The 22,104-nt window shown below is 72.3% G+C and carries 18 protein-coding genes and 2 tRNA genes; 9 read left to right on the top strand and 11 right to left on the bottom strand.

The features are described 5' to 3' along the window. Positions 1–57 precede the first annotated feature (57 nt). Complete coding sequence (locus E6R18_RS21580) at positions 58–537, bottom strand: heme-degrading domain-containing protein (protein ID WP_136318540.1); 480 nt, start codon at positions 535–537, stop codon at positions 58–60. Continuing rightward, complete coding sequence (locus E6R18_RS21575) at positions 534–1,682, bottom strand: Gfo/Idh/MocA family oxidoreductase (RefSeq protein WP_136318539.1); 1,149 nt, start codon at positions 1,680–1,682, stop codon at positions 534–536. The genes E6R18_RS21580 and E6R18_RS21575 overlap by 4 nt, the downstream gene beginning before the upstream one ends. 55 nt (positions 1,683–1,737) lie before the next feature. On the opposite strand from E6R18_RS21575, the gene E6R18_RS21570 reads away from it, so the two are divergent. The 6 genes from E6R18_RS21570 (at position 1,738) to E6R18_RS21545 (ending at position 8,314) form a co-directional block, all read left to right on the top strand. Continuing rightward, positions 1,738–2,874: an ROK family transcriptional regulator gene (locus tag E6R18_RS21570; protein WP_136318538.1), complete on the top strand. Its 1,137-nt coding sequence runs from the start codon at positions 1,738–1,740 to the stop codon at positions 2,872–2,874. A 534-nt stretch (positions 2,875–3,408) separates the two neighbouring features. Continuing rightward, entirely contained in the window at positions 3,409–4,485 is a 1,077-nt protein-coding gene (locus E6R18_RS21565) for a hypothetical protein (RefSeq protein ID WP_240799807.1), read from the top strand. Positions 4,486–4,621: 136 nt separating this feature from the next. Beyond that, complete coding sequence (locus tag E6R18_RS21560; protein ID WP_018555802.1) at positions 4,622–5,410, top strand: HAD-IIA family hydrolase; 789 nt, start codon at positions 4,622–4,624, stop codon at positions 5,408–5,410. Between the two features lie 125 nt (positions 5,411–5,535). Then, the gene (locus tag E6R18_RS21555; protein WP_136318536.1) at positions 5,536–6,096 is read left to right on the top strand and encodes a hypothetical protein; all 561 of its coding nucleotides are present in this window, start codon (positions 5,536–5,538) and stop codon (positions 6,094–6,096) included. A gap of 1 nt (position 6,097) precedes the next feature. Continuing rightward, on the top strand, positions 6,098–6,880 hold the full coding sequence (locus E6R18_RS21550; protein ID WP_136318535.1) for a class F sortase: 783 nt from the start codon (positions 6,098–6,100) through the stop codon (positions 6,878–6,880). A 354-nt stretch (positions 6,881–7,234) separates the two neighbouring features. Next, entirely contained in the window at positions 7,235–8,314 is a 1,080-nt protein-coding gene (locus E6R18_RS21545) for a glycoside hydrolase family 6 protein (RefSeq protein ID WP_136318534.1), read from the top strand. Positions 8,315–8,329: 15 nt separating this feature from the next. Here E6R18_RS21545 and E6R18_RS21540 read toward each other — a convergent pair whose 3' ends face one another. From E6R18_RS21540 to E6R18_RS21530, 3 genes are all read right to left on the bottom strand, one after another. Next, positions 8,330–10,264: a kelch motif-containing protein gene (locus E6R18_RS21540; protein WP_136318533.1), complete on the bottom strand. Its 1,935-nt coding sequence runs from the start codon at positions 10,262–10,264 to the stop codon at positions 8,330–8,332. Beyond that, entirely contained in the window at positions 10,261–12,276 is a 2,016-nt protein-coding gene (locus tag E6R18_RS21535; RefSeq protein WP_240799806.1) for a glycosyltransferase family 2 protein, read from the bottom strand. Before E6R18_RS21535 ends, E6R18_RS21540 begins: the two co-directional genes overlap by 4 nt. A 258-nt stretch (positions 12,277–12,534) precedes the next feature. Next, a tRNA-Lys gene (locus tag E6R18_RS21530) sits at positions 12,535–12,608 on the bottom strand. 183 nt (positions 12,609–12,791) lie between these two features. On the opposite strand from E6R18_RS21530, the gene E6R18_RS21525 reads away from it, so the two are divergent. The 3 genes from E6R18_RS21525 to E6R18_RS21515 all read left to right on the top strand — a co-directional run bounded on the left by E6R18_RS21525 (position 12,792) and on the right by E6R18_RS21515 (position 16,978). Beyond that, on the top strand, positions 12,792–14,108 hold the full coding sequence (locus E6R18_RS21525) for a peptidoglycan-binding protein (protein WP_136318532.1): 1,317 nt from the start codon (positions 12,792–12,794) through the stop codon (positions 14,106–14,108). 28 nt (positions 14,109–14,136) lie between these two features. Next, positions 14,137–16,221 (top strand): SPFH domain-containing protein, encoded by a 2,085-nt coding sequence (locus tag E6R18_RS21520; protein WP_136318531.1) that lies wholly within the window; start codon positions 14,137–14,139, stop codon positions 16,219–16,221. Between the two features lie 166 nt (positions 16,222–16,387). Further along, a complete protein-coding gene (locus E6R18_RS21515; RefSeq protein WP_136318530.1) occupies positions 16,388–16,978 on the top strand; it encodes a lytic polysaccharide monooxygenase auxiliary activity family 9 protein in 591 nt (196 codons plus the stop codon). Between the two features lie 140 nt (positions 16,979–17,118). On the opposite strand, the gene E6R18_RS21510 is transcribed toward E6R18_RS21515, so the two are convergent. The 6 genes from E6R18_RS21510 to ehuC all read right to left on the bottom strand — a co-directional run bounded on the left by E6R18_RS21510 (position 17,119) and on the right by ehuC (position 22,091). After that, positions 17,119–18,672 (bottom strand): MFS transporter, encoded by a 1,554-nt coding sequence (locus E6R18_RS21510; RefSeq protein WP_136318529.1) that lies wholly within the window; start codon positions 18,670–18,672, stop codon positions 17,119–17,121. Positions 18,673–18,803: 131 nt separating this feature from the next. Beyond that, positions 18,804–18,877, bottom strand: a tRNA-Lys gene (locus tag E6R18_RS21505). A gap of 61 nt (positions 18,878–18,938) precedes the next feature. After that, entirely contained in the window at positions 18,939–19,697 is a 759-nt protein-coding gene (locus E6R18_RS21500) for an IclR family transcriptional regulator C-terminal domain-containing protein (protein WP_136318528.1), read from the bottom strand. Between the two features lie 183 nt (positions 19,698–19,880). Beyond that, complete coding sequence (ehuA, locus tag E6R18_RS21495; RefSeq protein WP_136318527.1) at positions 19,881–20,726, bottom strand: ectoine/hydroxyectoine ABC transporter ATP-binding protein EhuA; 846 nt, start codon at positions 20,724–20,726, stop codon at positions 19,881–19,883. Continuing rightward, complete coding sequence (gene ehuD, locus E6R18_RS21490; protein ID WP_136318526.1) at positions 20,716–21,360, bottom strand: ectoine/hydroxyectoine ABC transporter permease subunit EhuD; 645 nt, start codon at positions 21,358–21,360, stop codon at positions 20,716–20,718. The genes ehuA and ehuD overlap by 11 nt, the downstream gene beginning before the upstream one ends. Continuing rightward, positions 21,357–22,091: an ectoine/hydroxyectoine ABC transporter permease subunit EhuC gene (gene ehuC / locus E6R18_RS21485; protein WP_136318525.1), complete on the bottom strand. Its 735-nt coding sequence runs from the start codon at positions 22,089–22,091 to the stop codon at positions 21,357–21,359. Before ehuC ends, ehuD begins: the two co-directional genes overlap by 4 nt. Between the last annotated feature and the right edge of the window lie 13 nt (positions 22,092–22,104).

Below are 22,104 nucleotides of genomic sequence, written 5' to 3'. Positions count from 1 at the left end.
CTCCATACATCGGAGGGGTGGGGCCCGCGTCACGCGGCCCCCACCCCTCCTCGTACGTCAGTCGCCGATCCGTGACGCGAACTGCTCCAGCGCCTCCACCACCAGCGCGTGGTCCTCCGCCTGCGGCAGGCCCGACACCGTCACCGAGCCGATGACGCCCGCGCCCTCGACCGCGATCGGGAACGAACCGCCGTGCGCCGCGTACCGGTCCGGGTCCAGCCGGGACGCCTCGTCGAACGTCGTCCCCTTCGCCCTGAACCGCGTACCGACCAGGTACGAGCTCTCCCCGTACCGCTCGACCACCCGGCGCTTGCGGTCGATCCACGCGTCGTTGTCCGCGCTCGAACCCGGCAGCGCGGCATGGAACACCTGCTGCGCCCCGCGCCGGATGTCGATCGCCACCGGGGCGTGCCGCTCCCGGGCCAGGGTCACGAGCAGGCCGCCGAGCGCGTAGGCGTCGTCGTAGCCGAAATGCGGCAGCGTCAGCCGGCGCTCCTGGGCGATCAGCTCGGAGATGGTCGGAGCGGTGGGGTTCATGCGGGCTGCTCCTCGGGGGTGTGGGCGGGGGCTTCGGTGCCGGCCGGCCGCAGGGCGACGGTGACGCCTTCGCGGGCCGAGCGGCGGGCCGCCTCCAGGACGTCCAGCGCCTCGGCGGCCTGAAGGGCGGTCACCGGATTGTCACCCTTCCCGCGCAGCGCGTCAGCGACCGCCGCGTAGTACGCCGGGTAGTCGCCCGGCAGTGTGCGGACCGGGGTGCCACCGCCCGTGAGCGGGGACTCGCCCGAGCCGAGCCGGCCCCACAGCTCCTCGGGCTCCTCGCCCCACGGCCCGCCATCGGTCGGGCGCGCGCCCTCGCGCAGGGCGGCCTCCTGCGGGTCGATGCCGTACTTCACGAACCCGGCGGCGGAGCCCAGCACCCGGAAACGCGGGCCGAGCTGGGCCGTCGTCGCGCTCACGTACAGGTGCGAGCGGATCCCGGAGGCGTGCGTGAGCGCCAGGAACGTGTCGTCGTCGGCCGCCGCACCCGGACGCCGCACGTCCGACTCCGCGTAGACCTGGACCGCCGGGCCGAACAGGGTCAGCGCCTGGTCGACGACATGGCTGCCCAGGTCGTACAGCAGCCCGCCGATCTCGCGCGGGTCGCCCGACTCGCGCCAGCCGCCCTTGAGGCGGGGCCGCCACCGCTCGTACCGCGATTCGAAGCGCTGCACCTCGCCCAGCGCGCCGTCCGCGAGGAGCGCGCGCAGAGTCAGGAAGTCGTTGTCCCAGCGGCGGTTCTGGAAGACCGAGAGCAGCAGCCCGCGCTCCTCGGCCAGCGCCGCCAGCTCCCGCGCCTCGGCCGCCGTACCGGCGACGGGCTTGTCCACGACCACCGCGAGACCGGCCTCCAGCGCCGCCCTCGCCAGCGGTACGTGCGTCCGGTTCGGCGAGGCGATGACGATCAGGTCCAGCTCGTCCGCCCGCTGCCACAGCTCGTCGGGCGACGCGGCGAACCGCACGCCCGGACAGGCGGCGCGGGCCTGGGCGCGGCGCTCCTCGTCCGTCGTGACGACCGTGTCCAGGGCCAGGCCCTCGGTCGCCGTGATCAGCGGGGCGTGGAAGACGGACCCCGCCAGGCCGTAGCCGACGAGTCCTACGCGCAGGGGGGAGCCGGCGGTCTCGGATGTGGTGTGGGCGGTCATGACCCCACTTTGGCAACGCTGTTGCCAAAGTGCAAGCGCGGGGGACAATGGGCCGGTGAACAGGAGCAACAGCGGCGCCAACCTCCCCGCCCTGCGCAGCCACAACGCGGCGCTCGTGCTGGACCTGCTGCGGGTGGCAGGCGAGCGCGGCATCAGCCGGCTCGGACTCGCCGAGCGCACGGGGCTCACCCCGCAGGCCGTCAGCAAGATCACCGCCCGGCTGCGGACCGAGGGCCTGGCCACCGAGGCGGGCCGCCGCGCCTCCACGGGCGGCAAGCCCAGGACCGTGCTGCGGCTGGTGCCGGAGGCCGGGCACGCGGTGGGCCTGCACCTGGACCGCGACGGCCTGACCGTGGTGCTCGTGGACCTCGCGGGGGCCGTGGCCGAAAGCCGTACGGCTCCGCTGGACTTCGGCGCCCCGGCGGACGAGGTGCTCGGGGCGGCGGCCGGGGCGGTCGCCGCCGTGCGGGGGGACGGGGAGCTGCCGGTGCTCGGGGTGGGCGTCGCCGTGCCGGGGCCGCTCGACCACCGGGCCGGGGTGCTGCACCGGGTCACCGGGTTCCCGCAGTGGGACGGGTACCCGCTGCGGGACGCCCTGGCCGGCCGGACCGGGCTGCCCGTCGTCCTCGACAAGGACACCAACGCCGCCGCCCTCGGCCTCGCCCTCAAGGCGCCGGACCCCGCCGACTTCGCCTACCTCCACCTCGGCACCGGCCTCGGCGCGGGACTCGTGCTCGGCGGGGCGGTCCACCGGGGGGCCCGGACGGGGGCCGGGGAGTTCGGCCACCAGACCGTGCAGCTGGACGGCATCCGGTGCGGCTGCGGCGGACGCGGCTGCCTGGAGGCGCTGTGCCTGGCCGCCGTGCACCGGGGCGATGCGGCCGAGGCCGCCAGGGTGCTCGGCACCGGAGCCGCCAACCTCGTGGGGCTGCTCGACATCGGCCGGGTGGTCCTGGGCGGCCGCACCGTCGCCGCCGACCCCGACGCGTACGTACGAGGGGTACGCGCCGTGCTCGACGAGCGGGCCAGGCGCGACGGGGCCGAGGGCGTCCCGGTGCCGGTCGTCGCCGCCGGGGGAGGGGACCGCCCGGTCGCGGAAGGGGCGGCGCAACTGGTCCTCGCCCCGCTGTTCGGCCGGGTGGGCGACGCGGACACGGACAGCTGGGAGCCGGTCCCGGCTGAGCCGGGCTGACCGGGCGGCCGGGGCCCATGAGGGGGCCCGGTCCTCGCTGGAGCGGGCTGATCGGGCGCGGTTTGCAGGGGCGGCCGGGGCCGGTGAGGGGCCGGTCTCCGCTGGATCGGGCTGATCGGGCGCGGTTTACAGGGGCGGCCGGGGCCGGTGAGAGGCCGATCACCGCCGGATCGGGCGGTGGCCGGCGCCCGCAAGGCCCCGGCCCCCGCCGGACTCGGCTGATCGGGCGGTGGCCGGCGGCCGTCCGGGCGGGCCGGCGGCACGCCTGCGCGGGCCGTCCGTGCGCGCGTGGCACTGTCGCCGGCCAGGGCGTGTTCCGGTCGCGGCGCCGCCTGCCCGACCGGCAGGCGCGAGCGGCGGAGCGCGACCAGACCGGTGAACTCCGGACCCGGGGCGAGCCGACCGTTTCCGCGAGAAGTGAAGGGCTGCACCGCCATGCCCCCCGAATCACCTGAGCCCCCTGAGTCTCCCGAGCCCCCCGCAGCCGGCCGGCCCCGACACGGTCTCGCGCTCGGGCTGGCCGCCGCGAGCGTCATGCCCGTGGTCCTCGGCGGGGCGACCGCGTCCGCCGCACCCCAGCGCAACCCCGTCGCCGGCCCGGCCACCCGCCTGGCCCCGGCGGCCTCGTCCGGCTCTGCCACCGCCGACCGGCAGCCCGCCTGCGGGAAACCGGGGGCGACCGACTTCCCGATCGACACCCGTATCCACGGCGGGCCCGACACGTACGCCTCCGGCGGCGGTTACGGCACCTGGTTCCTGGACCTGACGAACACCACCACGGAGTCCTGCCGCGCGATCCACCCCGTGCTCGTCCTCACCGACGAGGACCGGGCCCTGACCTCGGACCAGATCCAGCTGGAGTTCTCCGAGCGCGCCCATCCCGGCGTCGAGCACCGCGTGACCTGGGAGACGACGGACCGGGACGAGCACATCGGGGTCTTCGGCGGGGACGGCGACGACTCCTTCCCCGGGTTCACCGTGCCCGCCGGTCACACCGTCACCGTCCAGGTCCGCCTCGCCTTCACCTCCGACACGAGCCCCGGCCGGATCACCGCGAACGCCGCGATCGTCCAGCGCCGGGATGCCGTAAGCGGCGCGGACGGCGCCGGCAAGGGGGCGAAGGGCGGTGACGGGGAGTGGGTCGGCGAGTCCGATGACTACCCGTTCACGGTGGTCGGGGACGAGACCGGCGAGGACGAGACCGGCGGGGACGGGACCGACAGCGGCGTGACCGGTGAGACGGACGGCGACCGCGAGAGCGCGGAAAGGGAGAACGTGGGCGGCATCGGCCAGGAGCAGGAGCAGGAGCAGGAGCAGGAGCAGGAGCAGGAACAGAGGCAGGAGCAGGAGAACGGAACGGTCAAGGGGAAGGGGAAAGGCGAGGAGGGCGACGCCGACCCCGGCCGCCTCCCCGGCCGCGCCGACCCCACCCGCCCCGGCGGGACCGGCCTGCCCCTCGCGCCCGGCACCGACCCCGCCGGCGTGCCGGAACTGGCCAGGACCGGCATTTCCGTCCCCGTACCGCTGCCCGCCCTCACCGTCTCCGGCTTCCTGATCGGCGGCGGGGCGATGGTCATGGCGGCCCGGCGGACCCGCCGCGCGCGGCGCTGAGCGTCCGCGCCGGTCGGACGCGCCGGTCAGGCGGTACCTCCACGTCGAACAGTCGGCCTAAAATCGGGGCGTCGGCGCTGCACAACGCGGTGCCGCCGGCGTCCCCGCACCTGGCGTACGGCAACTGGAGTCCCACATGGCAGAGCGCAAGCCGATCTCGTCCTGGCTCACCGACATGGACGGAGTCCTCATCCACGAGGGGACGCCGATCCCCGGTGCCGATGCCTTCATCAAGCGGCTGCGTGACTCGGGGCTGCCCTTCCTGGTCCTGACCAACAACTCGATCTACACCGCCCGCGACCTGCACGCCCGCCTCCAGCGCATGGGCCTGGACGTGCCCGTCGAGAACATCTGGACCTCGGCGCTCGCCACCGCCCAGTTCCTGGACGACCAGCGGCCCGGCGGCACGGCGTACGTCATCGGCGAGGCCGGGCTCACCACCGCGCTGCACGACATCGGCTACGTCCTCACCGACCACGACCCCGACTACGTGGTGCTCGGCGAGACGCGTACGTACTCCTTCGAGGCGCTCACCAAGGCGATCCGGCTGATCAACGGCGGGGCCCGGTTCATCTGCACCAACCCGGACGAGACCGGCCCGTCCGCCGAGGGCCCGCTGCCCGCGACCGGCTCCGTCGCCGCCCTGATCACCAAGGCGACCGGCAAGGCCCCGTACTTCGCGGGCAAGCCCAACCCGCTGATGATGCGCACCGGGCTCAACGCGATCGGCGCCCACTCCGAGTCCAGCGCGATGATCGGCGACCGGATGGACACCGACGTGCTGGCCGGCCTGGAGGCTGGCATGCAGACGTTCCTGGTGCTCACCGGGCTCACCACGGTCGCCGACATCGACAAGTACCCGTTCCGGCCGTCCACGGTGGTCGACTCCATCGCGGACCTGGTCGACCTCGTCGACCTGGGCTGACACCGGATTCCGGTGGGGGAGCGGGCCTGGACCGCGCCCGCTCCCCCACTCCACCGGCCCAGCGCCCCCGCGCTGCGGATGCGAAAAGTCCCGGCGCGCGTGAACCTGCCATCAGGAGGTTCACGATGCGTTCCATACCCCTCACGTTCTGTGCCGCCGCAGTGGCCGCGGCGACCCTGGTGCCCGTTCCCTCGGCACTGGCCGAAGCCGGTTCCGGCCACGAGGACTCGCGGTCCCGGGCCACTCTGTCGGTCAGCCCCTCGTCCGTCGCCCCGGGCGGTGAGGTCGACCTGGAGCTCGCCGGCTGCAAGGGCAAGGAGGCCAAGGGGAACTCCGACGCCTTCGTCTCCCAGGCGCGCTTCTCGCCCGGCGAGGACCACACGCTCTTCGCCGAGGCCCGCATCCGCTCGGACGCCGAGCCCGGTGACTACGACGTCCAGGCCCTCTGCAAGGACGACAAGCACACCAAGGTGTCCGCCGTCGTCACCGTCGTCCACCGCGAGCGGCCCATGCCCGTCGCCCCGGTCCGTGCCGGCGGCGGAGGCACCGCCGCGCTCGCCGGTGAGGCCACCGAGCAGGCCGGCCCCGGCACGGTCCACGAGGTGATCGGCCTCGCCCTGGCCGCCGTCGCGGCCGTCGCCGTCGCCTTCCGCAGCGTGCGCCGCCGCCGCCCGGCGGCCGACTGACATGTCCGGACCCAAGGACTCGGCGGGTCACGGCAGGCTGCTCACCGGAGTGGCCTGGGCCGTCATCCTGCTGGGCCTGTGGCTGTGGGGGCGCGGGATCACCGACGGGTCGGGCATCGGCTCCGCCCCGACCACCGGCGACGTCGCCGCGGTCGGGCGCCCGCTCGGCGTGCCGCTGCCCCCGGCGCACGCGCCGATCAAGGGCGTGGCGCCGCAGAGCGTCGAGATCCCGTCGATCGGTGTACGGGCCCCCGTCGTCCCCCGGGGCCTGGACGACGAGGGCGCGATCGAACCGCCGCCCTTCAACACGCCCCAGACCGTCGGCTGGTACGGCGCCGGCACCCGGCCCGGTGCCAAGGGCCCGGCCCTGTTCGTCGGCCATGTCGACACCGAGACCAAGCCGGCCGTCTTCTACGGGCTCAGCGCGGCCCGCCCCGGTGCGAAGGTCGAGGTGACCCGGTCCGACGGCACGGTCGCCGAGTTCACCATCGACGACGTCCAGGTCCTCACCCGCGAAAGGTTCGACGCCCAGAAGGCGTACGGCCCCCGCAAGGACGGCCGGGCGGAGCTCCGGCTGATCACCTGCGGCGGTACGTACGACCGCGCGTCCCACTCGTACACCGCGAACGTGGTCGTCTCGGCGTACCTCACCGCGGAGAAGAGCGTGGAGACGGGCGTGGAGAAGAGTGTGGAGACGGGCGTGGAGAAGGGCGTGGAGACGGGCGTGGAGAAGAGCGTGGAGAAGGGGGGCGCGGAGGGGAAGGCGCAGGCCGGGGCCGTCTGAAGGCTCCGGTACGCGGCCCGGTCCGCCGCCCGTGTGCGGGGCGGCTGACCGGGCCGGTCCTCGACCGCGGTGCGCGGGCCGCGGGAGTGGCCCGGCGCGGACACGGGAGGTCGGTGGCGTCCGGGTCCGCCGCACACCCCACTGTAGGGGGACGAACTCCCCCCGCCCAACCGCTTTCTGACGGTACGTCGATAACCGGTCACCCTCCGCACGCGGCGAAGCGGGGCACAGCGCGGTGAAACCGCCGTAACGGCTCGGCGGCGAAACCGTACGAGGCCCGGGCCGCTTCCGCACGCTGTGCCAGGATGGGCCGCGAGGCGACGGGGCACCGCCCTCGCACCCGAGGGGGAGTGGATGTACGGCAGTCACAACGGCCGGTTCGGCACGCGTGGGGCGGCCGCCGCGGCTGCGGGCCTCGCGCTCCTGCTCGCCGGCTGCTCCGCCTCCGACGACGCCAAGGGCGGCGGCGACCGGGCCGGTGCGAGCGAGGGTGCGGACGCGGGCGGGGCCGCCGGCGGCAACCCCGCCGGTATCGGGCAGCGGCCCGCCGACAGCGTCCCGTACTGGGTGAACCCGGACGGGACCGCCGCCCGCCAGGTCGCCGCGTACACCAAGGACGGCAACGAGAAGGCCGCCGCCCTGATCCGCCGGATCGCCGAGCAGCCGGTCGGCGAGTGGGTCGGCGCGGAGAATCCGCAGGCCGAGGCGAAGGGCTTCACCGAGGCGGCCGCGAAGGCGGACCGGCAGGCGGTGCTCGTCCTCTACAACATCCCGCACCGCGACTGCGGGCAGTTCTCCAAGGGCGGGGCGGCCGACGGTGACGCGTACCGGGCCTGGGTGGAGGCCGTCGCGCAGGGTATCGGCGACCGCGGCGCGACCGTGATCCTGGAGCCGGACGCGGTGGTGCACCTGGTCGACGGCTGCACCCCGCAAAAGCTGCACGAGGAGCGCTACGACCTGCTCAAGGGCGCGGTGGAGCGGCTGAAGAAGCAGCGGGGCACCCGCGTCTACCTGGACGCGGGCAATGCCGGCTGGCGCTCGCCCGACGCGCTCTTCGACTCGCTGCGGCGGGCGGGCATCGGGGCGGCGGACGGCTTCGCGGTCAACGTGTCCAACTTCCAGACCACCGCCGCCAGCACCCGGTTCGGCAAGCAGCTGTCCGCGAAGGTCGGCGGCAAGCCGTTCGTCATCGACACCAGCCGCAACGGCAACGGCCCGTACACCGCGTCCGACTCCGAGGAGACCTGGTGCAACCCGCCGGGCCGGGCCCTCGGCGAGCCGCCGACGACCGGCACGGGCGAGGACCTGGTCGACGCGTACCTGTGGATCAAGCGCCCCGGCGAGTCCGACGGCGACTGCCGGGGCGGCCCGAAGGCGGGCGAGTGGTGGCCCGCCTACGCCCTGGACCTGGTCCGCGCCGCGAAGAAGCGGTGAGCCGCAGCTCGCGTCCTACGGCACCTCCACCCACGTCCCCTCGGACGGGGTGCCCCGGTCGTCGGTGACGAAGAGCATGTACCAGCCCGACGGAACCAGCGCCCGGTTCTTCGGCACGGTCACCGAGATCGCGCCGTCCGTCCGCTTCAGGTCCAGGGCCACCGAGCGCTGGTCGGTGTCCGTGACATGGGTGACCGCGCTCGGCCGCATCAGCTTCGCCGACGTGATGGACGAGGCGTGGTTGGTGGTGAAGACCGCCGTGGAGCCGCGCTCGATCTTCTTCGGGCCTGCCGTCAGCTCGGGCCGCGCGTCGCGGTAGAGGTAGGGCGGGGTGTAGATCTCGATGCGCTGCTCGAAGGTCCCGGGCCGGGTGTTGGCCTTGTCCGCGTAGAGCGAGTCGGAGCCGAAGATCATGACCCGGCCGTCCGGCAGGAGCACGGACCCGGAGTGGTAGTTGCGGCCGACCGCCGGGTCGGCGACCCGCTGGTACGTGTCCGTCTTCGCGTCGTACAGCCGGGCCTGGAGCACGTTGGAGTCGCTGCGGCCCCGGTAGTCGTTGGAGCCGCCGGTGACCAGGACGGAGTCGTCGGGGAGCAGGGACGCGCTCGGGTAGCGGGTGCCCTCGTCCAGGGATGCGCCGTCCTCGAACTTCGGGTCGGGGTCCTTGAGGTCGACCAGCCGGGACTTCTCGCTGGACTTCTCGGACTCGCCGACGCCGCCCCCGCCGATCACCATGAACTTCTCGTCCTGGGCCGGGGGCAGCCGCACCGTCGCGGAGGTCTCCATCTTGTCCGGGTCGCTCAGGCCGGGGATCTTGGTGAACCTGTTCGTCGCCAGGTCCCAGACGCCCGGGTCGCGGCCGACGTCGGCGGGGCCGTAGCCGGCGTTGGAGCCGGAGTAGAAGAGCTTGCCGTCGTCGAGGAGGAAGACCGCCGGATAGGTGGGGAACTTCCGGACGATGCCGGTGTACTTCCACTCCTTGGTCTCCGGGTCGTAGATCTCGTCCTTGCCGGGGACGATCTGCCCGATCTCGTCCAGGCCGGACAGGGCGAGGACCTTGCCGTCCTCCAGGGTGGTCAGCGTCGGATACCAGCGGGCCTCGTGCATCGGGTCCACGGTGATGTACTTCTCCGCCACCGGGTCGAATTCGAAGGCTTCCCGGATGCCCTGGAAGTCCTTCTTGTCGAGCGCGAGCTTCTGGGCGATGCCGTAGACGTTGTGGGTGTCGGAGCCGGTCAGGCCCTCGACGCGGTAGTTGTCCTCGGCGCCCGTCTCGTACTGCGTACCGGACTTCTCGGCCTCCACGTAGATCCGGCCGTATCCCGGGTCGTTGCGCAGGAAGGCGCCGGTCTTCTCGTCGAAGACCTTGGTGGCCTTCTCCACCAGGACCGGGTCCTTGGTGACGAACGTCTTGCCGTTGCCCTTGCCGGTGAAGCGGGTGCCGGCGGGGAGGGTGACCGGCTTGTCGGGGTCCTCGTTGTGCACGATCATCAGGCCGCCGGCCTTGGTGACGTCGCCCTTGAGCTTCTCGTACCGTCTGGTGCCGCCGGCTATGAGGAGCTTGCCGTCGGGGAGTTGGGTGTGGCCGGCGCAGAACATGTCCTTGGGCGTGGGGATGTTCTTGAACACGTTGGTCTTCGGGTCCCACAGCACCGAGCGGAAGCTCTTGGCGTCGAAGTTCTTCTGGTTGTTGCCCGAACCGGCCACGAGCAGCACCTTGCCGGTGTGCAGGAGCGCCGCGTGGATCGTGTTGATCCGGAACTCGGAGGGGACGTCCAGGAAGTCCCAGTGGCCGTTGTCCGCCTTGTAACCGGCCTGGTTGATCTTGTAGTCGTGGTAGTGCTCGGTGCCGAAACGGTACAGCCACGGCCCGTTCGCCCCCGCGAGCGCGAGAACCACCGCCGTACTGATCGCCATGCGGCGGGTACGGCGGCTCGGACGGTACTTCATTTCTTACGACCCCCCAGGGCGATCTGCATGGTCTCTTCGTTGCCGGCCCGGTGGACCCGGGCCCGTGGCTGCGGCTCCTGCCGCGGCTGCGGAGGCGCCGCGGGTGGCGGCGGGCCCGCACGGCGCCTCTTCTTCTCCGCGCGCACGGTGTACTGCCAGCCGATGACCGGGGCCGCCGTGATCAGCAGGGCGAGCGAGGCCCAGGTGACCATCGCCGGGTGGCTGTGGCCGAGCACGTACGAGGCCGTGATGGAGCCGCCGAAGACCGCGATGAAGAAGAGGTGGATGCGGAACGTGCCGAACAGGGTGTCCGGGCTGGAGGAGTCGCCCTTGGGCGTCACCACGAAGGAGCTCTTGCGGCGCAGCACGGCGTCCATCAGGGAGCGCGCGTAGACGGGGGCGGAGAGCGCGGACATCACCATGCCGGCCAGGCCGCCGGAGCCCTCGGGCTCGTGCGGCGAGACGTTGTGCCGGCGGTTCCAGACGTACAGGCCGATCTGGAGCGCGGAGGCGTTGCCGTAGAGCATCATCCAGACCGTCGGGTCGATCTGCACGCCCGAGGCGCCCATGCCCAGGAACAGCGCGCAACTCAGGGCCGCGAGTATCCAGTTCATGGCGGACATCGGGTAGAAGATGATCATCATGGTGTAGTTGAAGAGCTTGCCCGCGGGCAGTGAGCCGAAGCCCTTCCAGTACTGCTTGAGGATCGTCTCGTACGTGCCGCGCGACCAGCGCAGCTGCTGGGTGAAGAAGTCCGTCCACGCGGTGGGCCCCTCGCCCACGGCCAGCACGTCCGGGGTGTACACGGAGCGCCACTTGCGGCCGGTGCGCGGATTGCGGGCGCGGTGGATCTCGAAGCCGGTCGCCATGTCCTCGGTGATCGAGTCGTACAGGCCGCCGATCTGCTTGAGGGCCGAGATCCGCACCGCGTTGCTGGTGCCGACGAACATCGGGGCGCCGTACCGGTTGCCCGCGCGCTGGATCAGCGCGTGGAAGAGGAACTGCTGCGACTCGGCGGCCTTGGTGACGAAGGTGTCGTAGTTGCCGTAGACCTGCGGGCCGATGACGAAGCCGACGTCCGGGTCGCGGAAGTAGCCGAGCATCCGCTCCAGGTAGTTGGGCATGGGCACGTGGTCGGTGTCGACCGAGGCGAAGAAGTCGTACGCGTCGCCGTGCGCGTCGAGCCAGGCGTTGTAGTTGCCGTGCTTGGTCTTGGCGCGGTGCGGGCCCTCGGCCTGGTTCCAGCGCGCCACGCCCTTGCGGGAGAAGTGGTGGACGCCGAGCCGCCGGCAGACCTCCTTCACCACTGGGTCGTCGCCCTCGTCGAGCAGCCAGACGTGCATGAGCCCGCGGTGGCGGATGCGGACGGCGGCCTCCAGGGTCTTCGTCACCATCTCCAGGGGCTCCTTGCCCGGGACGAAGGAGGTGAGGAAGGCGACCCGGGTGCCGTTCTCCGGGACCACCGGGACCGGGTCGCGGGCGACCAGCGTGGCGTGCGCGTTCGACAGGACGTTCATCGTGCGGAACAGCTCGATCAGGCCGATCGAGACCAGCATCACGACGTCCAGGACCAGCAGCGTGTCGTTCTTGAGGTTCGGGTCGCGCTGCGTCCAGTGCCCGGGCTGCATCAGCCAGACGAAGAGGCCGAGCGAGACGAGCGGGGCCGCGCCCAGCAGGAGCGCGGCACGCACGCGGTGCGGCTCCTGGGAGAGCAGCGAGCGGTACTTCACGGTGTACGGCTCGGCCGGATCGGGCTGGGTCAGTGGCCCGGCGAGGCGGCTGTAGTGCTCGTAGTCGTACCGGGGCAGCGGCTTGGGCTGCCGGCGGCGGTGGCCTCCGGGGCGCAGCGGCCCGAGGACGCGCAGCTGCGTGGTCCGGGACGGGTCGTCGTGCTGCCGGGGTATGCGCAGCTGCGTGGTCCGGGACGGGTCGTCGTGCTGCCGGGGTATGCGCAGCTGCGCGGTCCGGGAAGGGTCGTTGTCCTGCCGGTCACCCGGCGGCGTCGACGTCATGGGTCGTCCCCCTGCACGCAGGCGGGGCTGCGTGGTCGCTCGGTCGTTTCGTCGGCCGCGTCTCCCCCTGAAGCGCGGCCGACGGGCTCAGAGCATGATGCCTGCTCGACTCCGGTGCCGTACAAGGGCCCCGTCCGTCGGCGGCCATGGCCGGAATCCTCCGGTGTCCCGACTGCTGGACACGACGACGCGATCGGTGACGGTGTCCGGAAACGGACAAGGCCCCCTCACGCGGAGTGAGAGGGCCTTGACTGTGCGTGCGCCGCCAGGGACTCGAACCCCGGACCCGCTGATTAAGAGTCAGCTGCTCTAACCAACTGAGCTAGCGGCGCCTGCTGACCTGGAGAACTTTACCCGATCCCGAGTGGTGCTCCTGACCATTTCCTCTCGCTCACGGCCTGTCGGATGGTCGTTTTTTCGCTTCTGTCCGTCAAAATACGGTATGTCAGGACAGTTGCAACACTGACGCCCGTGCAGATGCGCCCAAAGATCTTGACGACTGCGGAGGGAATCGCATGACTGTGCCGGCCTTCGAGGAGTACGTACCCGCCATCGACTGCCCCTGCCCGGGCTGCGCCGCCCAGCGCCGCTCCGCCGCCGGGGGCCTGCCCACGCGGTACGGGGGGAATCCGGCCGCACACGGCGCGCGGCGCGCGGTGGTGCTGGTCACCACGGCCGGTGTGGTGCTGGGCGCCGGCGTGGCGGAGTCCGCCGGAGCGTTCGCCGACCCGGCCCCGGTGCCCGGCTCGGGGGCGCTGACCGACCTGGCGGGACCGCTGCCGGACAGCCCCCAGGGCGCCCCGGGTCCGCTGCGGGGGGCCGGCGCCCAGGGAGCACCGGCGGCCCAGGCGTCGGCCGCGCCCGTGCCGCGCCCGACGACCCGGGCCGACATCATCGACCGCGCGAAGGAGTGGGTCACCGCCCAGGTCCCGTACAGCATGGAGAAGTACTGGTCGGACGGGTACCGGCAGGACTGCTCCGGCTATGTGTCGATGGCCTGGAACCTGGCGGACAACGAGTGGACCGGCAGCCTCGCCGCGTACGGCACGCGCATCCCCCGCGAGGAACTCCAGCCCGGCGACATCCTGCTCTTCCACAATCCGGCCGACCCCGCGAAGGGCTCCCACGTCACGATCTTCGGCGGCTGGACCGACTACACCCACACCTCGTACACGGCGTACGAGCAGACCAAGCCGCACACCCGCAAGCAGACGACGCCCATGGCCTACTGGACCAACTCGGGCAGCTACGTCGCCTACCGCTACAAGGGGCTGACCTCGGGGAACTCCGGCAGCGAGGCCGCCACCACCCCGTTCCCCGGCGCGGCGAAGTTCGGCCCCGGCGCGAACAACGCGTACGTCACCCGGCTCGGCACGATGCTCGTCGCCCGGGGCGGCAAGCGCTTCTACGAGGTCGGCCCCGACCCGGTGTGGACCGACGCCGACCGGAAGGCCACCCAGGCGTTCCAGCAGGCCCAGGGCTGGAAGGGCACCGAGGCCGACGGCATCCCCGGCCCCGACACCTGGGAGCTGCTGGTGAAAGGAACCGGCCACGACATCCCCGCCGCGAGCGGCCGGAAGGGCCCGGCGGGGGTCCCGGCCTTCCCGGGGCGGGGCTATTTCCGGCCGGGTCGGTCCAACACCCATGTCGACAGGCTCGGCAGACAGTTGGTGAAGAAGGGATACGGCACGTACTACCTGTCGGGCCCCGACCCTCGGTGGACCGAGGCGGACCGGCGCAATGTCGAGGTCTTCCAGAAGGCCCAGGGCTGGCGGGGCGCGGAGGCCGACGGCTATCCGGGCCCGGAGACCTGGCGGCGACTCTTCGCGTGACACGACGACGCACATGACGGAGGCGGTAATGCGATCCACGTCGGACAGCTCCGGGAACCCGGAGTACGGGCAGGAGCCGGAGTACGGGGAGGAGAGATACGGGACGGTCCCGGTACGGGCATGGGTCGGCCCGGGCGGAGCCGGCAGCGTCACGGACGCCTGGGCGGCGGCGGGGGAGCGGGCCGCGCTGGGGGAGGCGGGGGCGCCGGGGGCGGTGGAAGAGCCGGAGCTGGTTGCGGACGGGCTGCCGGTGCGGGACGCGGTGCCGGGTTCGGGTGTGGTGCGGGACGCGGTGCCGGGTTCGGGTGTGGTGCGGGACGCGGTGCCGGGTTCGGGCGTGGTGCGGGACGCGGTGCCGGGTTCGGGTGTGGTGCGGGACGCGGTGCCGGCCGCGGACTCCGGACCCGTGCCGCCTCCGGTCTTCGGGCCGGTCTCGGTGTCGGTGCCCGCCGGGGGCGAGGTGGTGGTCGAGGTGCCGGGTGACGAGGGCGAGCCGGTGGACGCCGGGGCGCGCCCTGGTGCGGGTGCGGGTGCGGATGCGGGTGCGGTGGCCGGTGCGGATACGGGCGCGGAGGCCGGGGACCGTTCCGAGGCCGGGGCCGGGGCCGACTCCGTCGTGGATCTGGTGCTCGATCTCGTGCCGGGCGAGGACGACCGCAGGGGGCCGCTCGGTGCGGCCTCGGCCTCGGTGTCGGTGCCCGAGGCCGAGGAGCAGGCTGCCGTCGAAAGGGGCGAGGCGGTGACCGCGGCCGCACCGGGGGCCCCCGCCCCCGAGAAGCCCGTCGCCGAGACCCCCGCCCCCGAGCCCGTCCTCGTCCTCGCCGGGGCCGGGACCGGAGCCGGGGCCGGGGCGGGTGCCGGAGCCGGGGCGGGAGCCGGGGCCGGGACCGGAGCCGGGACCGGGGTCGGGGCGGACGCCGGGAAGGAGACCGCCGCCGGTGCCCGCGTACCGGGGCCCGACGCCGGGCCGCGTACCGAATCGGGCTGGGACACCGGCCGGCACCAGGCGGTCATCGCCAACGAGCGCACCGCCACCATCCCCGTGCACCTGCTCTTCCGCGAGGAGCAGCGGGCCGGGGCGGACGCCGCCGCCGTGCCCGGGAGCGTCGTACGGCGGCCGGGCGGCGGCGAGCCAGGGGCCGGGGTGCGGCGGCCGCCGGTGCCGAGGACGCCGCAGGTGCGGCCCCCCACCCGGCCCTCGCCCGACGCCGACCCCCGGCTGCACGAACGCCCGGGCCCCGCGCTGCCCGGCTGGGCCGCGCTGCTCACCGGCTTCGGCGGGATCGCGGCGGCCGCCGGCGTCCTGTGGTGGACGGGCGCGGTGCCGGACGCGCTGCCCGCCCGGGTCGGACTCGGCCCGCGCCCGTACGACGGGCTCGGCACGGGCGCCTGGGCGGCGCTCGCGGCCTTGGCGACCGTGGTGCTGTTCGCGCTCGGCGGCCTGAGCCGGGGCCGGGTCGGGTACGCGTGGGTGCTCACGCTCTTCGGCCAGTACCGGGGCAGCGTGCGGCGGACCGGGCTGATGTGGGTCAGCCCGCTGCTGCTGCGCCGCCGGGTCGACGTACGGCTGCGGCACTGGCGCAGCGAGCCGCTGCCCGCGGTGGACGCGAACGGCACGGCGCTGCGGGTCGTCGTCCTGGTCGTGTGGCGGGTCAAGGACACCGTGCGGGCGGTGCTCGGGATCGAGGACCACGAGGAGTACCTGCGCGAGCAGGTCGAGGCGGCGATGGCCCGGGTCCTGTCCCAGCTGCCCGCCGACGCCTTCCACGAGGACGCGCACACCCTGCGCAACGCGGAGGCGGTCGGCGACGCGCTGACGCGGATGCTGAAGGCGGACTGCGAACCGGTCGGCGTCGAGGTGTACTCCGCCCAGCCGACCGGCATCGAGTACGCGCCGGAGGTGGCGGCCGCGATGCAGCGGTGCCGGATCGCGGCCATCGACGCCAAGCACCGGGACAGCGTCCTGACCTCGGTCGTGGACGCGGTGGACGACACCGTGAACCGGCTGACCGCCCGGGGCCTCGTGGAGCTGGACGACTACGAACGCAAGTCGCTGGTCAAGGACTTGACGGTGGCCTTCTACACCGGGCGGGCCGGGGGTGACGGCGCCTGACGACGCGTGGGGGGAGCTTTCGGGGCAACCGGAATCCCGCGCTCATTGGTCTGGACATGTTCACGCCGCGTCAATAATCTAGGGCTTGGTCTAGACCGCAGCACCCGCGCGCACAGCAATGCTCATGGAATCCCCCCTCCCCCCACGCATCCGAGGAGCGACAGCAATGCGTATGAAGGCAAGTGCGGCCCTGGTGGGCCTCGCGGTAGCGGGCGTCTCGATGTTCGCGACCAGCAGCGCCAGCAGCCACGGCTACACGGACAACCCGATCAGCCGTCAGAAGCTGTGTGCCAACGGCACGGTGACGGGCTGCGGCAACATCCAGTGGGAGCCGCAGAGCGTCGAGGGCCCCAAGGGCTTCCCCGCGGCCGGTCCGGCCGACGGGAAGATCTGCTCCGGCGGTCACGGCGAGTTCGCCCAGCTCGACGACCCGCGCGGCGGCAACTGGCCCGCCACCAAGGTGACGGCCGGTCAGGGCTTCAGCTTCCGCTGGCAGTTCACCGCCCGGCACGCCACGTCGGACTTCCGCTACTACATCACCAAGGACGGCTGGGACCCCACCAAGCCGCTCAAGCGTTCCGACCTGGAGCCGCAGCCGTTCATGACGGTCCCCTACGGCGGCAAGCAGCCCCCGGCGACCCTGACCCAGCAGGGCACGATCCCCACCCAGAAGTCCGGGAAGCACATCATCCTGAGCGTCTGGAACGTCGCGGACACCGCCAACGCGTTCTACGCGTGCTCCGACGTGCAGTTCTGACCGTTCCGACAGGTACAGCGTTTCGCCGGCTCCCGTACGGCGCAGCGGACGTGCTGCCGGCGGGCAGCATGAAGAAGCCCGGGGTGGTGTGGGACACCACCCCGGGCTTCGCCCTGTCGCCGTCGTGGGCGAGGGCATGATCAGACCTGCGCGGGGGCCTGGGGCGGCGCCGACGCCTCGGCCGCGGGAGCCTCGGCGGCGGGTGCCGGCCGGGTCGCCCGGCGCAGCAGGGTCGCGGCCAGCACGGCTCCCGTCAGCAGGATCAGCGAGCCGGTCACCGCGGCGTACCGCATGCTGTGCACGAAGGCGTCCCGGCCGATCGCGATCAGCGACTCGTCACCGGTGGTCAGCGCGCCCGCCAGGGTCTTGCGGGCCACCTCGGGGGCCGATGCGGGGATGTCCGCCCGGTAGACCGCGGTGGCGACGGCGCCCAGCAGGGCCATGCCCATCGCACCGCCGAACTCCTGGCCGGTCTCCAGGAGCGAGGCTGCCGAGCCGGCCTTCTCCGCCGGGCTGACGGCCATCGCCATGTCCGAGACGAGCGCCATCACGGCGACGATGCCGCTGCTCATCACGGCCGAGCCGATGAGCAGCAGGACCAGTGAGTCGGTCCCGGCCAGGGTGAAGAGGCCGAAGCCGGCCGCCCCGACGACGAAGCCTCCGCAGACGACGTACGCCCGCTGGGTCCGCTGGCCGAGTGCGGTCGCCACGGGTGCCGCGGCGCCCACCGCCAGGGACGGGGCCAGGCTCCACAGTGCGGCCTCCATCGTGCTCATGCCGAGCACCGACTGCAGGTACTGGGTGGTGAAGAAGGCCGAGCCCATCATCGCGAAGGCCGCCAGGGCGTTCAGCCCGATCCCGACGCCGAAGCCGCGGCCCCGGAACAGCTCCCGGCTGATCATCGCGTCGGACCGGCTGCGCTGCCGGTGCACGAAGACCCAGCCGATGGCCAGCCCGGCGGCGATGATCAGGGCCCGCCGCACGTCCAGTCCGTGGGCGGCGCTCTCCTTGATCCCGTAGACCACCGGCAGGACGGCGCCCATCGACAGCGGCACGCTCAGGAAGTCGAAGCGGCCCGGGTTCGGGTCCTTGAACTCCGGCACCAGCAGCGGGACGAGGACCAGCAGCAGCGCCATCGCGGGCACGTTGATCAGGAAGACCGAGCCCCACCAGAAGTGCTCCAGCATCACACCGCTGAGCACCGAACCGAGCGCGACCCCGCCGGCCATGGCGCCCGACCAGATGCCGATGGCCTTCGCGCGCTGCTGCTCGTTGCGGAACATGTTGCGCACCAGACCGATGGTCGAGGGCATCAGCGTCGCCCCGCCGATCCCGAGCACCGCCCGGGCCGCGATCAGCATCTCCGGGCTGTTGGCGTAGGCGGCGCATACCGAGGCGGCGCCGAAGGCGAGGGCCCCGATCAGCAGCAGCTTCCGGCGGCCGATGCGGTCGCCGAGGGAGCCCATCGTGATGAGGAGGCCGGCCAGGGCGAAGGCGTACACATCGAAGATCCACAGCTGCTGGGTGGCGCTGGGCGCGAGGTCCCGGTCGATGGACGGGATCGCGAAGAAGAGGACGGACACGTCCATCGAGACCAGGAGGAGGGGGAGGAGCAGGACCACGAAGGCGGTCCACTCCCGACGGCCGGCGAGGTCGCCGGATGCGGCGGCGGTGGTGCTCGGAGGATTCGTCATGACAGGGAATATACGACTGTTTAAAACAGCTGTCTAGTACGGCTGTGTAAAACATCCGTACACGCCTGCGGGCAGCACAAAACGCACGAGGCGGTCTCCGTGGATACGGAGACCGCCTCGTGCGTTGTCTGTGCGCCGCCAGGGACTCGAACCCCGGACCCGCTGATTAAGAGTCAGCTGCTCTAACCAACTGAGCTAGCGGCGCCTGCTGACTCGAAAATAATACCTGGTCCCGGGGGGTGCTGATGACACACCCGGCTCGGGCCCTACAGGGCCAGCGAGAGCAGCACCGGGGCCGCGCGCCGGTTCAGCGCGTCCGCCGCCGCGCGCAGCCGGTGCGCGTCCTCCACCGGCATCGACAGCGCCAGGCAGCCCGCCGACGATCCGGCGGTCAGCGGCACCGCCGCGCACACCGTGCCGACCGCGTACTCCTGGAGGTCGAGCACCGGGACCGTCGCCGGCTGGCTGTCCAGCTTGGAGAAGAGGACCTTCTCGCTGGTGATCGTCCGCGAGGTCAGCCGGGCCGTCTTGTGCCGCGCGATGTGGTCGCGCCGCCCGTTCTGGTCGAGCTGGGTCAGCAGGCACTTGCCGATCGCCGACGCGTGCGCCGCCGACCTGAAGTCCACCCACTCGTTGACCGCGGGGGTGTGCGGGCTGTCGGCGTACTGCGTGACCCGGATCTCGCCGTCCACGTACCGGCTGATGTAGACCGCCGCGCCGACCGAGTCGCGCAGCTGGGCCAGGGTCTGCTGGAGCTTGATCTCCAGGGCCTGGCGGCGGGCCGCGCCCGAGCCGAGCAGCAGCAGCGAGGCGCCGACCACATACGCGCCGTCGGTGATCTGCTCCACGTAGCCCTCGCGGCGCAGGGTCAGCAGCAGGGCGGAGAGGTGCCCGACGGGCAGGCCCGTCTCGCGGGAGATCTGGGTGTCCGTCACGCCGCTGCCGTGCTTGGAGACCGTTTCGAGAACGCGGAGGGCGTACTGCACCGAGTGGAACGGCGCGGTCGGTTCGGGCTTCAACGGCACGGTTTCCCCCCTACCAGGTGTGACCGGAGGCCGGCTTGTGGCCGGAGGCACGGCACCACGATAGCCGTCCCGGCCCTGTTCAGGGGGTGGTCCCGCGGACTTGTGGGTGCGCCCCGGAGCTGTCAGCAGGGGCGCACCCGTACGGCATATGCCACCGTCATGCGCGGGCGACGGATGCCGAGGTTACAGCACCGCGTTGAGGAATTCGCGCGTGCGTTCGTGCGAGGGATCGGAGAAGATTTTCTCCGGCGAACCGGACTCCACGACCCGTCCGGCGTCGAACATCAGCACCTTCTCCGAGACGTCCCGGGCGAAGTTCATCTCGTGCGTCACGCAGAGCATCGTGATGTCGGTGTTGCGGGCGATGTCGCTCAGCAGCTCCAGCACCCCCGCCACCAGCTCCGGGTCGAGCGCGGACGTCACCTCGTCCAGGAGCAGGATCTCCGGCTCCATCGCCAGCGCCCGGGCGATCGCGACGCGCTGCTGCTGGCCGCCGGAGAGCTGCGAGGGGTGCGCGTCCACCTTGCCGGACAGCCCGACCAGGTCCAGCAGTTCCCGGGCGCGGGCCTCCGCCTTGTCGCGGTCCATGCCGAGCACGTTGACCGGCGCCTCGGTGATGTTCTGGAGCACCTTCATGTTCGGGAAGAGGTTGAACTGCTGGAAGACCATGCCGATCCTCCGGCGGGCCGCCCGCAGCTGCTTCTCGGACGCCGGCTTCAGCGAGCCGTCCGCCGCCCGGGTGTGCGTCAGCGGTTCGCCGTTGATCCAGATCACGCCGTCGCTGACCCTCTCCAGGGTCATCAGCAGCCGCAGGATCGTCGTCTTGCCCGAGCCGCTGGGCCCGATCAATGTGACGTGCTCTCCGCGCTCGACCGTGAAGTCCAGCTGGTCCAGGACGACATGGTCGCCGTAGCGCTTGACGACCTTGTCGAAGCGGACGAGCGGGTGCCCGGTGTCCTCGGAGGTGTCGACCGGCACGACGGCCTCGGGGGCCGCGGCCGCGTTCTTCTGCAGGGGGTCAGTGGCCAAGGCGCTTCTCCAGCTTTCTCATCAACAGCGAGGTGGGGTAGCTCGCCACCAGGAAGATCAGTCCGGCGAGGGTGAACACCTCCGTGTAGCGGAAGTGCTCGGTCCCGTAGTTGCGGGCCTCGAAGACCATTTCGTGCACCGTGATCACGGCGAGGAACGGCGTCTCCTTGAACATGGAGATCGCGTAGTTGCCGAGCGCGGGCAGCACGTTGCGCACCGCCTGCGGCAGGATCACCGCCTGCCAGGTCCGCCGGGGCGTCAGCGACAGTGCCCGGCACGCCTCCCACTGGCCCTTCGGTACGCCGTCGATCCCGGCGCGGTAGACCTCGGAGGTGTACGTGGCGTAGTGGACGCCCAGCACCACGATGCCGATGGTCAGCGGCTCCACCGAGGTGAACAGCGCTGCCGCGCCCACCAGTTGGACCAGCAGCGGGGTGGAGCGGATGAACTCCATCACCACCTTCACCGGCACCGTCACCAGCCGGGACGGCGCCCGCCCGGCGACCGCGATGGCCAGCCCGAGGACCGCGGCGACCAGGGTGCCGAGCACCGTGGCCAGCAGGGTCGTCTCGAACCCCTTGAGCAGCAGGGGGAACGCGTCACGGACGGCGCCCCAGTCGAAATCGCTGTTCACCGGGCACCTCCGGCGGCCTGGGCGGTCACGGCACTGCGGGACTTCAGCAGACTCTTCCCACCGGCTGCCAGCCCGAGCCGCCGCTTGGCGGACCGCTCCAGCAGGTTCATCAGCAGGGTCAGCGCATAGGCCAGGACGAAGTAGCAGGCCAGGAGCGTGACGTAAGCGGTGAGGGTCTCACCCGTACGGCTGCGCAGCTTCTCGATGGCGGTCATCAGGTCCGCCGCCGAGATCAGCCACAGCAGCGGGGTCGCCTTCAGCAGCTGGATCAGCAGGTTGGTGAACGAGGGGATCATCTGCACCCACGCCTGCGGCAGGATCACCTTGCGCATCCGGTGCAGCGGCGACATGTTCAGCGCGAGCGCCGCCTCGTACTGCCCGCGCGGTACGGAGTTGATCGCGCCGCGCACCACTTCGGCGCCGTACGCCCCGTAGTTGAGACCGAACGCCAGCACCCCGCAGACGACCGGCGTCAGTTCGTACCCGGTCAGCTGCGGCATCGCGTAGTACAGCCAGAACAGCTGCACGTACAGCGAGGTGCCGCGGAAGAACTCCACGACCACGCGGGAGACCCCGCGCGACAGCAGGAGCCGGCTGAGCGACATCAGGCCGAGGACGAACGACAGGAGCAGCGCCACCAGGGCGCCGAACACCGTGGCCTCCAGGGTCACCCACAGGCCGGACCGCAACTGCGGCAGATCGTCGGCGAAGGCCGAGAAGAAATCATTCATGCGGTGGGTACCG

Source organism: Streptomyces sp. A1277 (genome assembly GCF_004795015.1).
In the GTDB taxonomy this organism is placed as follows: Bacteria; Actinomycetota; Actinomycetes; order Streptomycetales; family Streptomycetaceae; genus Streptomyces.
Note: the sequence above shows the minus strand (reverse complement) of the source record. Positions and strands in the feature narration are given on the sequence as shown.

Excerpts from the sequence above, each read along its gene's own strand:
- E6R18_RS21580 (WP_136318540.1), bottom strand. The coding sequence starts at position 537 with ATGAACCCCACCGCTCCGACCATCTCCGAGCTGATCGCCCAGGAGCGC.
- E6R18_RS21575 (WP_136318539.1), bottom strand. The coding sequence starts at position 1,682 with ATGACCGCCCACACCACATCCGAGACCGCCGGCTCCCCCCTGCGCGTA.
- E6R18_RS21565 (WP_240799807.1), top strand. The coding sequence starts at position 3,409 with ATGCCCGTGGTCCTCGGCGGGGCGACCGCGTCCGCCGCACCCCAGCGC.
- E6R18_RS21560 (WP_018555802.1), top strand. The coding sequence starts at position 4,622 with ATGGCAGAGCGCAAGCCGATCTCGTCCTGGCTCACCGACATGGACGGA.
- E6R18_RS21555 (WP_136318536.1), top strand. The coding sequence starts at position 5,536 with ATGCGTTCCATACCCCTCACGTTCTGTGCCGCCGCAGTGGCCGCGGCG.
- E6R18_RS21550 (WP_136318535.1), top strand. The coding sequence starts at position 6,098 with ATGTCCGGACCCAAGGACTCGGCGGGTCACGGCAGGCTGCTCACCGGA.
- E6R18_RS21545 (WP_136318534.1), top strand. The coding sequence starts at position 7,235 with ATGTACGGCAGTCACAACGGCCGGTTCGGCACGCGTGGGGCGGCCGCC.
- E6R18_RS21540 (WP_136318533.1), bottom strand. The coding sequence starts at position 10,264 with ATGAAGTACCGTCCGAGCCGCCGTACCCGCCGCATGGCGATCAGTACG.
- E6R18_RS21535 (WP_240799806.1), bottom strand. The coding sequence starts at position 12,276 with ATGACGTCGACGCCGCCGGGTGACCGGCAGGACAACGACCCTTCCCGG.
- E6R18_RS21525 (WP_136318532.1), top strand. The coding sequence starts at position 12,792 with ATGACTGTGCCGGCCTTCGAGGAGTACGTACCCGCCATCGACTGCCCC.
- E6R18_RS21520 (WP_136318531.1), top strand. The coding sequence starts at position 14,137 with ATGCGATCCACGTCGGACAGCTCCGGGAACCCGGAGTACGGGCAGGAG.
- E6R18_RS21515 (WP_136318530.1), top strand. The coding sequence starts at position 16,388 with ATGCGTATGAAGGCAAGTGCGGCCCTGGTGGGCCTCGCGGTAGCGGGC.
- E6R18_RS21510 (WP_136318529.1), bottom strand. The coding sequence starts at position 18,672 with ATGACGAATCCTCCGAGCACCACCGCCGCCGCATCCGGCGACCTCGCC.
- ehuC (WP_136318525.1), bottom strand. The coding sequence starts at position 22,091 with ATGAATGATTTCTTCTCGGCCTTCGCCGACGATCTGCCGCAGTTGCGG.